The following is a 12,817-nucleotide window of genomic DNA, read 5'->3' as shown; positions in this document are numbered from 1 at the left end:
GCCTATCCAAACCATTTTTTGCGCTTTATAGCGTGAACTGGATGAAAACGATTCTCTTGCTACACTTATGTGGTTGGAGATTCCTTGTGCCGACCGGCAGCGCGGCTGTCGGGAGACCGAAGGCCTGACATTGTAGGGAAAACCATGCAACCACCATATAAGCGCGCTCCTCCAGCCCCACCGGCTGTGCAGGAGCGTAAGACTGTGACCAGCGCGGATCGGGTAGGCGACCGAATGCTGCCGCCTCTGGAGGACCCGGCCGAGGCCTTGCGATTTTGTCGCGTCTTGGCTTCGGCGCTTGAACGTGCCTCCGACGGCGAGAGACATGCCCTCACACCGGCAAACTTCGCGGCCATGATGGGACAGGCGGAGCCATCGACCGGGCGACCTGAGCTGTCCGTGATCATTCCGGTGTTCAATGAGGCGGAGAACCTCCCCACGTTGCATGGCCGCCTCACCAGGGCGTTGGTGAATCTGGGAATGGAGTATGAAATCGTTCTGGTGGACGACGGCAGTCAGGACCAGAGTCCGGACATCTTGCGAAGGATGGAGGCCGAGGATCAACGGATCGTCATCGTGGAGTTTGCGCGGAATTTCGGGCATCAGGTGGCGATCAGTGCCGGGCTTGAGCAGTGCCGCGGACGAGTCGTCTGCATTATGGACGCCGATCTGCAGGATCCCCCTGAGGTGTTGCACACCTTTCTGGCCAAGTGGCGGGAGGGCTGGGAAGTCGTCTATGCCATCCGGACCGAGCGTAAAGAGTGGTGGGGGAAGCGATTGGCCTATGCCGGGTTTTATCGCCTGCTGCAGCGGGTGGCCAATATCGACATCCCGTTGGACGCCGGAGATTTTTGTGTCATGGACCGGCGGGTGGTGGACCTCCTGGTGCGCATGCCGGAGCGCAATCGTTTTGTCAGGGGGATTCGTAGTTGGGTGGGGTTCAAACAAATCGGCGTGCCCTATGAACGCCACGCCCGCCATGCGGGGGCGCCCAAGTATACGTTCAGGAAGCTCCTCTATCTCGCGCTGGACGGGCTGATCTCCTTCAGCCATATGCCGCTACGCATCATTACCCTCCTGGGGTTCACCGTGTCGTTCCTGTCGTTCCTTGTAGCGCTGTTCTATCTAGTCAAGAAGTTCACGCTAGGCACCGGCGTGCCCGGCTTTACCACACTGGTCGTCTCCATCTTCTTTCTCGCAGGCATTCAACTGGTGACGATCGGGGTCATCGGCGAGTACATCGGCCGGATTTCCGACGAGGTCAAACGGCGCCCTCTCTACGTGGCCCGTCGGGTGACGAGGAGATAGCCGCCATTCGCATTCTCATGTTCGATAATGAGTTTCCTCCGCTGGGCGGCGGCACCGGCGTGGTGAACTATCACCTGTTGCAGGAGATGGCGTCGCATCGGGATGTGGTTGTGGACCTGGTGACTTCTTCACGGACCAAAGCGAGGTATGAGACCGAGCGGTTTGCGGAGCGGATCACGATCTATAAAGTTCCCGTCGACAATCGGAACATCCACCATGCGACCAATCGTGAGTTGATGCGGTACAGCTGGCGCGGTCTGCGCATGGCGCAGCGTCTGCTGCGCGCCCATCGGTACGATGTTAGCTTTGCCTTTGCCGGAGTGCCGGCGGGGGCGATCAGTTATCTGCTGCGCTTGACCCACGGTGTGCCGTACGTGCTGTCGCTCCAAGGGCCCGACGTGCCCGGCTTCGAGGCGCGCTATGCGTACCTGTATCCGGTGCTGACGCCGTTGATCAAACGGATCTGGCGGCATGCGGAAGCCGTGACGGCCATTAGTGCGGAGCAGGAAGCCTTAGCGCATCGCACGCTGCCGGGCCTGCCGCTGGTGACGATTCCCAATGGGGTCGATACGACTCTGTTCACTCCCATCCACCTGGAATCCAAGCGGCCATTCACGATTGTCTGCGTCGCGCGTTTGATCGAGCGCAAAGGACAGCATCATCTGTTGGAAGCGTTCGCGCAATTGCGGGCCACCTGCGAGCAGCCGCTACGGCTGCTATTCGTGGGTACCGGCGATGCCGAGACCGCCTTACGGGAATCGGCGGACCGTCTCCAAGTGGCAGACTCTGTGACCTTCAAGGGATTCGTTGCGCGGGACCGGATGCCGGCTGTGTACCAGGAGGCGGATGTGTTCGTGTTGCCGTCCGAGCAGGAGGGCATGTCGATTGCGTTGTTGGAGGCGATGGCGTCCGGGTTGCCGGTCATTGTGACCGACACGGGAGGAACCGCGGAGTTAGTGACGAAGGGGGAGAACGGCGAAATCGTGCCCTGGGCCGATGTGCCGGCGCTGGTGCGCGCCTTGCGGGAATTGCTGCCGGCGGACGATCTGCGACGACGGATGGGTGCGGAGAATCGCCGGCGGGCGCTCCGATTCGGGTGGCCCGCGCTCGCGACCAGGTACCTCGAATTGTGTGCGAGGGTGATGGCACCCGCGCCGGCAGCCAGGTCGGTGGCCGGTCGCTCCACTGCGGATGCCGGTGGCGGGTGGCAGCGGGAGCCACGGGCATGAAGGCGCGGCCGCATGTATGCATTCTGACGAGCCAGTATTTCGACTGGGGGATCTACGGCGGATTCGGGAGCATGTCCAGGAAATTGGCCGAGAGTCTCGTGCGCTCCGGCCATCGGGTCAGCGTCATTGTTCCCGGGCGACAGGGACAACAGCCGAGTGAAACGATCAGTGGGGTGGAGATCCGGAGTTTTTCACCACGGAACGTCGTTGCGGCCTGCCGTTTGATTCGTGAATCCACTGCCGATATTTTCCATTCGCAGGATCCGACCGTCCTGACCTATCTGGCGCAACGTCTCCACCCACGCCGCGCCCACCTGGTAACGAGCCGCGACCCGCGCGAGTTGAGCGACTGGTGGGTTGAATTCCGTTACGCGACCCCGATGCGCCGCCTGTTGACGCCTCTCAACTACTTCACCGAGTCCGGGTTGCTGGTGCGGCGGGCCGTGCGGCGAGCGGATGCAGTGTTCTGTCCGGCCCATTTTCTGAAGGAGAAGGTGAAGCGGCTGTATGGCCTGTCGGTTCTTCCGACGTTGTTGCCCAACCTTATCGACGTCCCCGCGTCGTTGCCGCAGAAAAGCGCACGCCCTACGATCACCTTTGTGGCGCGCTGGGATAAGCGCAAACGCCCCTGGTTGTTCCTGGAATTGGCCGCGCAGTTCCCGGAGTATCGGTTTGTGGCGGTAGGGCAGGGGAGTGCCTCGGCCGAATCCGGTTTCGATGCTCAATTGCGTCGGAGATTTCGTGATGTGCCGAACCTGGAAATGCCGGGGCTGATCAATCGTTTTCGCGAGCCGGAGCGGATGCACCGGATTCTGTCGGACACGTGGATTTTTGTGAGCACGGCGGTGCGCGAGGGCCTTCCCTTGACGTTTCTGGAAGCGGCGGCTTATGGGTGTCCCATCATCAGCCGGGTCGACCCGGACGAGTTCGCCAGCCGGTTCGGCAAGCAGGTGACAGACGACGACTATGCGTCGGCCATTCGACACTTGCTTGCCGATAACCCCCTGGAGAAGGGGCGGGCCGCCTACGACTACGTGCGAGAGACCTACGAAACTTCCAAGGCCCTGGCGGCGCATCAAGAACAGTACGAGCGATTTGCGGCCTGATCGTTCAGGCGTTCGTCTCGTCTCCTCCATGAGGCCTCTGCGGTCGATCGGAAACAAGATTCATGTCGGCGCAAGCGGTTTCTAAAGGTATCCTATCCATCGGCAGTTGGTCGGTGGTGAAAATGGCCACCTCGGCCTTGGTGTTGCCGATCCTCGCCCGCATGCTCGGCATCGAAGGTTACGGACAGTATGCCTATTACATGGCCCTCCTGTTGCTCGCCTCTCAATTCGCCAATGTCGGCATGATGCAGACCATGACGAAACGTATCGCGGAGCGACCGGAGGACGTGGCCTGGTGCCGGGCCGTGGCGCACGCGGGTGCGTTGATCAATGCGGTAGGCCTGCTGTCGGTGAGTGTCGTGGTGGGCCTGGTGGTCGGGACGACTGCTCCGGCCGGGACGGCGGCCCTGCCTATCGCGTTGGTGATCGTCGGCGTGTTGATGTTCGACCAGGTGTGGTTTTATGCGCGCGGTGTACTCCACGGTCTTCGACATGAGGCGCGTGCGGCGATCCCAGGCATGATCGGCGTGGTATCGGCAGGCCTGTTGGGCGTGCTGGCGGCCACGGCCGGTTTGGGAGTGACCGGCGTGTTTGCCGGGTTATTGACGGCTAATCTCTTTGTGGCCATGGCCTGTCTCAGGGCGGTACTGAAGGTATTGAGCGGGAGCGAATGCCGGGAGTCCGGTCGGACTGTCTCCTCAGTGACCGGACCTTTGTTGCGCTTCGGGCTGCCGGCCATGCTGTTTTCGGTGCTTAATATGGCCCTCTGCTCGTTGGATGTGATTCTGGTTCGGCACCTTGCCGGCGAGGCGCAGGCAGGTCTCTACGCGGCGGCGATTCAATGGTCGCAATTCGTCTGGTTCATTCCGATTGCGGTCGAAGGCGTCATGTTGCAGGCGACGGCGCGCCTGTGGGCGGAACAGCGGGTGGATGAGGTGAGCCAGTTGGTCGGCCGGCTGGTGCGATATGTGTTGGTGGGGACGACGTTCCTACTCCTGTTGGTCGCAGTCCTGGGCGAACAGATCGTGACAGTCTACTTTGGCCCTCGTTTTGCCGATGCCGCTCTGGGATTGCGCCTGTTGGTTCCGGGGGCCTTGTGTTACGCGGTGGCGCGTGTGTTGTGGCCGGTCATTCAAGCGGGCGGGGAGGGGGGACATTTGGTCCGCCTCATCGGGATGATCGTGCTGGTGGATGTGGGGCTCTGTGGCGGCTTGATTCCGCTCTGGGGCGCTGCAGGTGCGGCGATGGCCACGTCCATCTCGTTTGCCTTGGTGGCAGTGGGATATGTCTGGATGCTGCATCGGCGGCGGGTTCAAGTCTTTGAGCAGGCTCATCTGTTCAGATGGCTGCTGTTGTCGATGGGCACGGCCCTGGCTATCGCTCTGGTTGCGGCATGGGTGACGCCTCCGCTGCTCTCAATTCTTGTCGGGGCGGTGGTGGGGACAGTCCTGTACTGGGGTGGCGTCTTCCGGCTTGGGCTTGTGCGGGTCGAAGAAATCGAACTCATGGTGAGCAGTCTGCCGGGCGCGTTCCGCCTGACAGGGGAACGGCTGTTCCGGTACCTCGCACCGGTGTTGCTGCGACTCAAAGCCGCAGCTTGGAGTTAGGTGGTCTATGCCTTTGGATCGACACAAGATCTCAGTCATCGTTCCCACGGTGGGGCGAGACTCGTTGGCACTGTGCCGGACTGCGTTGGAACGGCAGACCAGGCCGCCGGATGAGATTGTTATCGTCGTCGATGAATTCCGACGCGGCGTGGTATGGGCTAGAAATGAGGGCATTGCCAGATCCTCAGGTGACGTGATCGCGTTTGCGGATGACGACGTGATTCCACCGGCGGATTGGCTGGAACGGCTGGTCGGGGCCCTCGATCGCTGCGATGCCGCAGCGTCGGGGGGCACGTTCCAGGAGACCGATCCGCTGCTGGACGCGATCCGTCGCCGTAATCCCTTTCCCGAACGGGAACAGATGGATCACGGAGGATTGGTCGGCAACAGCGGGAATCTGATGATTCGAAGGGAGTGGCTGGCGCGATGTCAGCAGGAGGATGGGCATGTGTTCAACCCCTGCTTCGGGGGTTCCGGGGAGGACTGGGAATTGATGTGGAGACTGCGGAAACGAGGGGCCAGGATGGTCTACGTGCCCAGCCAGGTACAGCATCTGCGGCGAGCGGCGGTCGGGCAGCATCTGCGCCATTCGTTTCAACGGGGAGTCGGTATCGCAAGGCTTTTTCTAGTGATGCGTTGCGACCAGAGCGGGGTCGTGCCGCAGGATAGCCTGTTGTGGGGGAAGGGAGGGCGGAGGACAGATCCCCGCTGGTTCCAGGCCCTGTGGACCAAGCTCATCGGCCCATTTGACGGGAAGGGGTTTCAGTCCAGGCGACAATTCTGGGTGTTTTGGCTTGGAGAAAAATGTCAGGCGGCCGGATTCCTCTGGGAGCTGATGACGGGTGTGATGTCGAAACGGCCTGTCCCTCGCCGAGCGGATCCGCAAAGCGCCGGGTCTGCGGCGATGGGGCCCAAGTCATGACCAGGATGCAGTTGCGCACCAAAGCATGGTTCGGGGATGAAGACTTGACGATCGACTTCCCCGCGTCGTGGAAGCTGATCGAAATCGGTCCCCGGGATGAACCGGCGCTGACGGTGGAGGCCATGCGGGAGTGCCTCTCTCGGCCGATCGGGACGCGCAGGTTGTCTGAGATTGCCAGGGGCAAGCGCAATGCCGTGATCATGGTCGACGATCTGACGAGGCCGACGCCGGGTGCCGATCTGCTTCCACTCCTCGTGGAGGAGTTGACGAGCGGGGGGATCCCTGCGCACGACATTACGGTGATGTTGGCGGGCGGTACGCACCCGCCTGCCTCGGCCGACGAGAGGGCCAAGAAGGTCGGATCCGGGCTGTCATCGGCGGTGAAGGTCCTGGCCCATGACAGTCGGGGCGATCTGGTGAATTGTGGCCGGTCGCCTGCCGGGCTCCCGCTCCATATCAATCGACGGGTGATGGAGAGCGAGGTCAAGATCGGCGTGGGCTGCATCTATCCCCATCCGGTGGCGGGGTTTTCCGGTGGCGCCAAGATCATACTCCCGGCCGTCTGTGGCGTGGAGACCACGCGGATGATGCACGACTATCTGCGCGGTTCGCACGAGCGCGGCGGGTCCATCCAGACGGAGTTACGGCAGGATATGGTCGCCGTGGCACGACGGGTCGGGCTCGATGGTATTGTCAATGTCACCCTCAATCGCCATCGCGCCATCTGCGGTCTGTTCGCGGGGGATGTCGTTCAGGCGCATGAAGCAGGCGTCCGCGCAGCGCAGCGGCTCTACGCCGTGCCGATGTGTCCGGAAGCGGAGGTCGTGGTGGCGGACATGTATCCCTTCGACACAAGCTGGCAGTTTGCGCAGGATCGAGGAATGTGGCCGGTTGAGCAGGCGACAGGAGAAGTCTCCCGGGTGGTCATTGCCGCCTGTCCTCTCGGCATGGGCACCCATGAATTGTTTCCCGTAGACAGTCCGCTCTGGTCGCGCATTGCCAGACGGCTCAGCCATTTTCGCCTGGCCGATCTCGATCGGCCCCTTGAGAAACTGAGGACGGTGGCCCAATTAATCCGCCGGAAGCAGCATCACCTCATGGTGTTGTCGCCAGGCTTGCATGGGCAGGACCTAACGTCCATGTTCCCCCATGCGCAGCGATTCGGAGATTGGCCGGCTCTTAGGGCCGCCCTTCTGGCGCGCCATGGCGAGGGACCTGTGACCGTGGCGGTCTATCGATGCGCGCCGTTTCTCATTCCAACCGCAGCCGTACTGGGGCAGGAGGTTGGAGTGTCGGAGCCGACCCTCACCAGGCAACCGACCTCGGCCTAAAAAGGAAGGAGCGGAGGATGTCGTGCTCCGCGATGCTTCGACGACCGGTCCGTTTCTGGCAGGACGCGGAAAAAGTCCGCCAGCGGCGTTCTCGCAAGACACGGCCGCCTCACCGTCTCGGCGGCGTTCACAAACGTGACGCGGGTTATTCCGCGCGTCGTGAACCTCAGAGGCTCACCGTACGGCCACGGGACAAGAGCCTGTCTTGGCAGGCTCGGGGTGGGCGGGTACGAATGAACGATTCGCCTCTTCGCTACTTGCGGCCTTGCTGGACGGACTTTTTTCGCATCCTGCGGGTCATTGTCATATCGACACCGCGCATGAGTTGATCGTCGTATATTGCGCAATGATCGAGTTTTTCGCAGCCTGCTAGAACTTCATCCGCTATGCCTAGCGCCTCTCACATTCCGTTACCGCCTGACGACGGTCATGATGCACGCCCTAACGAGTTCGACTCCGTGGCGGCCGGTGCCTCACCTGCGGCCGGTTCCGTGGTCGAACGGCTCGACTCCGCTTCATCGGTTGTGGACGGAGTGGTTGCCGGATTCTTATTCTTGTTCGTGTTCGGCAGCGGCCTGATACATATCGAGAGTTTCCCTCCGCTGTGGTTCGACGAAGGCTGGACAGTCTGTGTCGCTCGCACATGGGTCGAGCTGGGGCATTACGGGTGCCTGCTACGCGGTGAGCCGGCGCCGCCCTCATTGGCGGCGCATTTTCCGGTGGTGGCCTCGGTGGCGGCAAGTTTCACACTGTTCGGCGTCGGTGTCTGGCAGACGAGACTGGTGGGATTGCTCTATACCCTCGGCGCCTTCCTGCTGCTCTATGCGTTGGCCCGTCGCCTCTACGGTCGATCTATCGCGATTGCCGCCTTGGCGCTGCTGCTCCTTGTGCCTCTGAAGTGGTCGATCCATCCCCTGTATATTGGTCGACAAGTGCTGGGCGAGATGCCACTCTTGTGCTTCCTCCTGGCCGGGTATGTCTGCTTTCTCCGGAGCACGCACCGTCCGCTCTGGCAGGTCGCTACGATTGGATGCTGGGCGCTGGCGTGGATGACCAAGGCGCAGGTCGCGCCGTTTCTCGTCGCCTCCATTGCCGGGACCATGGTGGTCATGAGCCTTCGCGGGGACTGGTCGGTTGTCGGCCGGCTGGCCGTCGCCATGATCGGTTCATGGGGTGGGTGCCGGCTTCTTCTGTATGTCAAGGATTGGCTGTTGGCAGGCCACATCATGCCGCATCCGCCCGTAGACGGAATGACAGAAGCGATTGCGTTGGTATTTGTGCCGTCCATTCGTCTTGAGACGATCCGATACCTGTTCGTGTCGTGGCCGGAGTATCCGCTCGGGCTTGCCTATGCGGCCTGGCGTGTAGGTGGAACTTCCGGTTCCGTTGCCAAGGTTTCTGTCGAACAGACGGTGCAGACCATGCTGCTGCTGCTGGCAGGGAGTTGGTTGGCCTGGTTTGCGTTTCTCAGCGCCGGTGAACCGCGCTATGCCCTGCCCGGGTTGTTTCTTGCGGCGCCCTTCACGGCAGCGCTCTTTCACGATTTCACCAGAGGATTCGATGTGGCGTTCCTGACGAGGACTCTGACCGGCCTCCTGCGAAGCAGGCATGTGACGAGGCAGGGAATCAAGGCGGTCGTCGTCGTCATGCTCCTGGTGATGATGGGGTGGGTTGCTGTGCAGGAGCGCTATGCGTTTCGCGCGCGTGAGGACGATCGTGACCTGTTTGCGGTGACGCACTACCTGAATACGGCTACGCCGCCGACGGCAGTGATCGAGACCTATGACAGCGAACTGTTTCTATTCCTGCATCGACCCTATACCTATGCCCCGCCCCGCGCCCTGGTTGAGATTATCCGGCGCGAACAGGGAGAGGCGAAGGCCGTCACGTACGATCCGTTGGAAAGCAGGCCGGACTATCTCGTGGTCGGGGAGTACGGCCGATGGGCCGGATTTTACAAGCCGTTGATCGCGCAAAACCGGGTGCGACTCGTAACCAGCATCGGGCGCTACCAGATCTACGAGCCCGTGCGCCGGTAACTATCACGCCGCAAAAATTTCCTCCTCGCGCGCGTGCATAGGTTCATGTCTATTTGGTACGTGATGCCAGGCGGGTGGCAATGACCATCTGACGAATGGTCTCGCTGATGAGCGTCGGCTGATCGAATTGAACGAAATGACTGCTCTGGTCGGCAAACACCTGGCGACTGTTGGAGGAGAGTGTTGTTAAATTCTGCTGTAGATCCAGCCACATTTTTCTGAACTTGGCAGGGTTCACCTGGCCGGGCATGTCCGGCCACCACAGGGGGCCGGTTGCGGTGACGACGACCAACGGAAGATCGCCGAGTGAACCGGTGTGGCGCACCTGTTCCAGGGTTTCAATCAGCGCATCGCTTTCATCAGTCAACGTTGAGAAATAGCCGGTCCGCAGCCAACCTGCACGTAGCATTGGTCGAATCTCCGTGGGTACCTTCTCTTCCTGTCCGGTCAACAGCGGTGGCAGTTGGTCATACGAGGCCATCAGGCGTGGAATGCCTAGCATCGTCATGGCGCGAATGACGGGGAGCATCGATTTGCCGGCGTTGGCGAAAGATCGAAATTCGGCCTGGCGCATTTCCGATTCATGTCCCGCATCGACCAGCACCATACCGACGACCTCCAGGGGATGTTCTTCGCGGTAGAGCCGGGTGACGAAGCCGCCGAGCGAATGGCCCACGAGAATGTAGGGGCCGGGGATGCCCCCGCGGCTCAGCAACTGATGAAGCTCTCGCGCCAGCCGCCGGCCGGTGCGGGGCAACGGGCCACGCTCACTCCAGCCGAGGCCAGCGCGATCGTAGGCGCAGACGCGCGTGACTTGTGCCACCTCCGGTTGCACCGTGCTCCAGTAGAGCGACCAGCCGGGAGCGGCTGCTTCCAGCACGACCGTCGGACTGCCCTGCCCTATGCAGTAGAGATGGAGTCGATGACCGCCGATGTCGATAAGCCGGCCGATGGGCGGATGCTGTTTCCGATCGAGCACCATCCCGACGATCTGATACAGCGCACCGATTGTCGCCAGCGCAACCAACAGGCCGAGAAACCATTTGAGTCCACGCATGGGGACATGATCACCTGTCATGGATGGAAGAAGCAAACCGGGACGAGTCGAAGTGTCGCCCAAGACCGGGCGAGCGGCACTCCCAATGAACATCTCTGCCCTCGTGTGCGGGGGCTGCCAAGCCGCCAAGCCTTCTCTGCGCTTCAGACGGAATAGTGTTCCTGCAGGTGGTCGCGCTGAAAACGCACGATGTATCTGATCAGCAGCTCCCGATTCTGGGTGGTCATCCTGACGAAGCGGGCGTGGAGGCGGTACGCACCGCCTGGGACCGGAAGGGGATCAAGCCGCAGTACCTCGATAGAAGATGTGAAGGGAACTTGCTCGGGGAGCAGCAGTGTGAGGGAAAGGACTTCACCGGGTGTGTAACTCTCAGTGACCGTCACGCCGACACCGCCGCCACTGAGGTTGACCGATTTCTCAGTGCACTCACCTACCGTGTCGTCGGTCTCGTGCCGAATGCAGATGGGCAGAAGCACGGTGATGCGATAAAATTCGCGGCGTTCTCTCCCGGACGGCTGTGAAGGCATGTCGGGCGGCATGGTGGAGGCAAGTATAACAAAGTTGGCAGACACATCGGCCCTTAAGCATGAAGATGTGCATGATCGCCGGGCTCCGGACCAACGATGTGTCCCGGTGTTCATGTCAGATAGGCACGGTAGAGAACGTCGGGCTACAGGGCACCGTGTGGCCAAGCCCGTTCGTGGCTCTGATGATGGAAGCCCGCTTGTGAAAGGGGATGTTGCGCCGACGGAACAAAATGCCGTGCCTTCCCAGAAAACGCCGCACCGTGGTGCAGAATGGTGACCAAGGAAACAGGATCAGAGTGGGCATGGGGTCTATATGCCGGAAGCGAGGGGAAAGCGCAAGGCTACAGGAACAGCAGGAATGAGCCGGCGGTATGAATTAGCCATCGCGAGGGGCTCTTTCCCGATTCGAGGAGAAAGAATAAGATGCAATGCCAGGCGTATGAAAAACAAACCAGCACAGCGGAGAGTTACACATCTGAAAGAAAAGGCTCAACGGGCATACAGAGAGTACCGGGCCATCTATGTTCTTAGTAACGGACTGGATGATTCTGGATATGAGCAAATGAATTTGTCCCTTGAGAACATTCCTAATCTGTCGAAAGCTGCTCTCAGGGTTTTTTACTCCGATCTACAACGGAGACTCGCTTCTATCAAAGAGTGGATAGGAGCGAAGGGAGACCTCTCAGCTTATGATGAGATACTCCAGATGGCTTCCGATCAGCCAGGAAAGATTCTATGGGTGCCCAAATGGTACATGCAGGAACATCTGTTTAGCCGTTATGAGAAAGCATGTCCTCTTTTTGTGAAGCTTCCACCGCACGGCAGAATTGGCATAGATATTAACGGAGTAAGTAAATGTGGTGGGAGGGAGGTTCCGTGGACAGTTCTGGAAGCGCGGCTTTTTGAGGATATGGGGTTATTATGGAATGCTGCGTGTGATGCGAAGAAAGCCAGGCACAAGAAGGATACGAAGGAGAGCACCAAGAGAGAAGAGGCTCTCTTGCGTGCGACAGTTAGATCGGCATTCTTTCTCCTGGAAGGTTATCTAAATGCATTATCCTGGGATATTCAAAAGTTAAAAGGTAGTGCTTTGACCAAGGACGAAAAGATCTGGCTGAGCGAGTGGGATGAGCAAACGGAAAGGCAGAGAACTCTGGGTCTTCGAGATAAGCTACACAAGTACCCTAAGATCGCGATCGGGAAACAATATCCGCCTCTACTGGAAACCAATTGCCCCGAGTTAAAGTTTATCGTTGAGAGCGAGGAAGAGCTACGACATTCACTTGTGCATCCCAAAGTTGAGACACATATCGAAGTCGAACGGCAGCTCGCACCGCGTGAGTCTCGATTATATATGCTGGAGCATGGGAGCTGCGAAAGGTTGATGGACTCGGCAATCTCACTCATTAGAAAGATTGGGGAAGTTGTTGGAGATAGATATGGGGATGTGAATATATGGCTGCATGACCGCAATTCAGAGGGAGGTTTTTCTGCCGAAGCCTTTGAGTGAGATCTCATGCTTATTGAGCCCGCACGTGTTCATTTGCCTGCATGGGCGGCCTGGTTGATCTCCCACTGCGCGCGTCCAACGAGGGCCTTCTGAGGCCGCGCGTTGCGCGAGCACAGGAGATCGACCAGGTTGCCCACGGTTCTTTCGCCTGCCTTATATAATGGGGAGTGCCTCGTGGGAC

Annotated in this window: 10 protein-coding genes; 8 read left to right on the top strand and 2 right to left on the bottom strand. The window is 60.1% G+C overall.

All coding sequences use genetic code 11. The annotated features are described in order from the left end of the window. Positions 1–144 precede the first annotated feature (144 nt). From NSND_RS10280 to NSND_RS10250, 7 genes are all read left to right on the top strand, one after another. Positions 145–1,308, top strand: coding sequence for a glycosyltransferase (locus tag NSND_RS10280; protein WP_080878915.1), 1,164 nt, complete (start codon positions 145–147; stop codon positions 1,306–1,308). 17 nt (positions 1,309–1,325) lie between these two features. Beyond that, on the top strand, positions 1,326–2,537 hold the full coding sequence (locus tag NSND_RS10275) for a glycosyltransferase family 4 protein (protein WP_143833500.1): 1,212 nt from the start codon (positions 1,326–1,328) through the stop codon (positions 2,535–2,537). Continuing rightward, a complete protein-coding gene (locus NSND_RS10270; RefSeq protein WP_080878913.1) occupies positions 2,534–3,643 on the top strand; it encodes a glycosyltransferase family 4 protein in 1,110 nt (369 codons plus the stop codon). Before NSND_RS10275 ends, NSND_RS10270 begins: the two co-directional genes overlap by 4 nt. 62 nt (positions 3,644–3,705) lie before the next feature. Beyond that, positions 3,706–5,250, top strand: a complete 1,545-nt coding sequence (locus tag NSND_RS10265) for an oligosaccharide flippase family protein (protein WP_080878912.1) — start codon at positions 3,706–3,708, stop codon at positions 5,248–5,250. Positions 5,251–5,257: 7 nt separating this feature from the next. Beyond that, on the top strand, positions 5,258–6,172 hold the full coding sequence (locus NSND_RS10260) for a glycosyltransferase family 2 protein (protein WP_080878911.1): 915 nt from the start codon (positions 5,258–5,260) through the stop codon (positions 6,170–6,172). Then, positions 6,169–7,503: a lactate racemase domain-containing protein gene (locus NSND_RS10255; protein WP_159450738.1), complete on the top strand. Its 1,335-nt coding sequence runs from the start codon at positions 6,169–6,171 to the stop codon at positions 7,501–7,503. Before NSND_RS10260 ends, NSND_RS10255 begins: the two co-directional genes overlap by 4 nt. Positions 7,504–7,961: 458 nt before the next feature. Continuing rightward, positions 7,962–9,542: a glycosyltransferase family 39 protein gene (locus NSND_RS10250; RefSeq protein ID WP_159450737.1), complete on the top strand. Its 1,581-nt coding sequence runs from the start codon at positions 7,962–7,964 to the stop codon at positions 9,540–9,542. A gap of 49 nt (positions 9,543–9,591) precedes the next feature. On the opposite strand, the gene NSND_RS10245 is transcribed toward NSND_RS10250, so the two are convergent. Then, positions 9,592–10,599: an alpha/beta fold hydrolase gene (locus tag NSND_RS10245; RefSeq protein WP_159450736.1), complete on the bottom strand. Its 1,008-nt coding sequence runs from the start codon at positions 10,597–10,599 to the stop codon at positions 9,592–9,594. Between the two features lie 143 nt (positions 10,600–10,742). After that, on the bottom strand, positions 10,743–11,126 hold the full coding sequence (locus NSND_RS10240) for a flagellar brake protein (protein ID WP_159450735.1): 384 nt from the start codon (positions 11,124–11,126) through the stop codon (positions 10,743–10,745). Between the two features lie 358 nt (positions 11,127–11,484). Between NSND_RS10240 and NSND_RS10235 the strand changes: the two genes are divergently transcribed. Beyond that, entirely contained in the window at positions 11,485–12,636 is a 1,152-nt protein-coding gene (locus NSND_RS10235; RefSeq protein ID WP_143833499.1) for a hypothetical protein, read from the top strand. Positions 12,637–12,817: the final 181 nt, after the last annotated feature.

Source organism: Nitrospira sp. ND1 (genome assembly GCF_900170025.1).
GTDB lineage: Bacteria > Nitrospirota > Nitrospiria > Nitrospirales > Nitrospiraceae > Nitrospira_A.
Note: the sequence above shows the minus strand (reverse complement) of the source record. Positions and strands in the feature narration are given on the sequence as shown.

What these genes read in the sequence shown, in the direction of transcription:
- NSND_RS10280 (WP_080878915.1), top strand. Translation starts at nt 145, where the DNA reads ATGCAACCACCATATAAGCGCGCTCCTCCAGCCCCACCGGCTGTGCAG.
- NSND_RS10275 (WP_143833500.1), top strand. Translation starts at nt 1,326, where the DNA reads ATGTTCGATAATGAGTTTCCTCCGCTGGGCGGCGGCACCGGCGTGGTG.
- NSND_RS10270 (WP_080878913.1), top strand. Translation starts at nt 2,534, where the DNA reads ATGAAGGCGCGGCCGCATGTATGCATTCTGACGAGCCAGTATTTCGAC.
- NSND_RS10265 (WP_080878912.1), top strand. Translation starts at nt 3,706, where the DNA reads ATGTCGGCGCAAGCGGTTTCTAAAGGTATCCTATCCATCGGCAGTTGG.
- NSND_RS10260 (WP_080878911.1), top strand. Translation starts at nt 5,258, where the DNA reads ATGCCTTTGGATCGACACAAGATCTCAGTCATCGTTCCCACGGTGGGG.
- NSND_RS10255 (WP_159450738.1), top strand. Translation starts at nt 6,169, where the DNA reads ATGACCAGGATGCAGTTGCGCACCAAAGCATGGTTCGGGGATGAAGAC.
- NSND_RS10245 (WP_159450736.1), bottom strand. Translation starts at nt 10,599, where the DNA reads ATGCGTGGACTCAAATGGTTTCTCGGCCTGTTGGTTGCGCTGGCGACA.
- NSND_RS10240 (WP_159450735.1), bottom strand. Translation starts at nt 11,126, where the DNA reads ATGCCTTCACAGCCGTCCGGGAGAGAACGCCGCGAATTTTATCGCATC.
- NSND_RS10235 (WP_143833499.1), top strand. Translation starts at nt 11,485, where the DNA reads ATGAGCCGGCGGTATGAATTAGCCATCGCGAGGGGCTCTTTCCCGATT.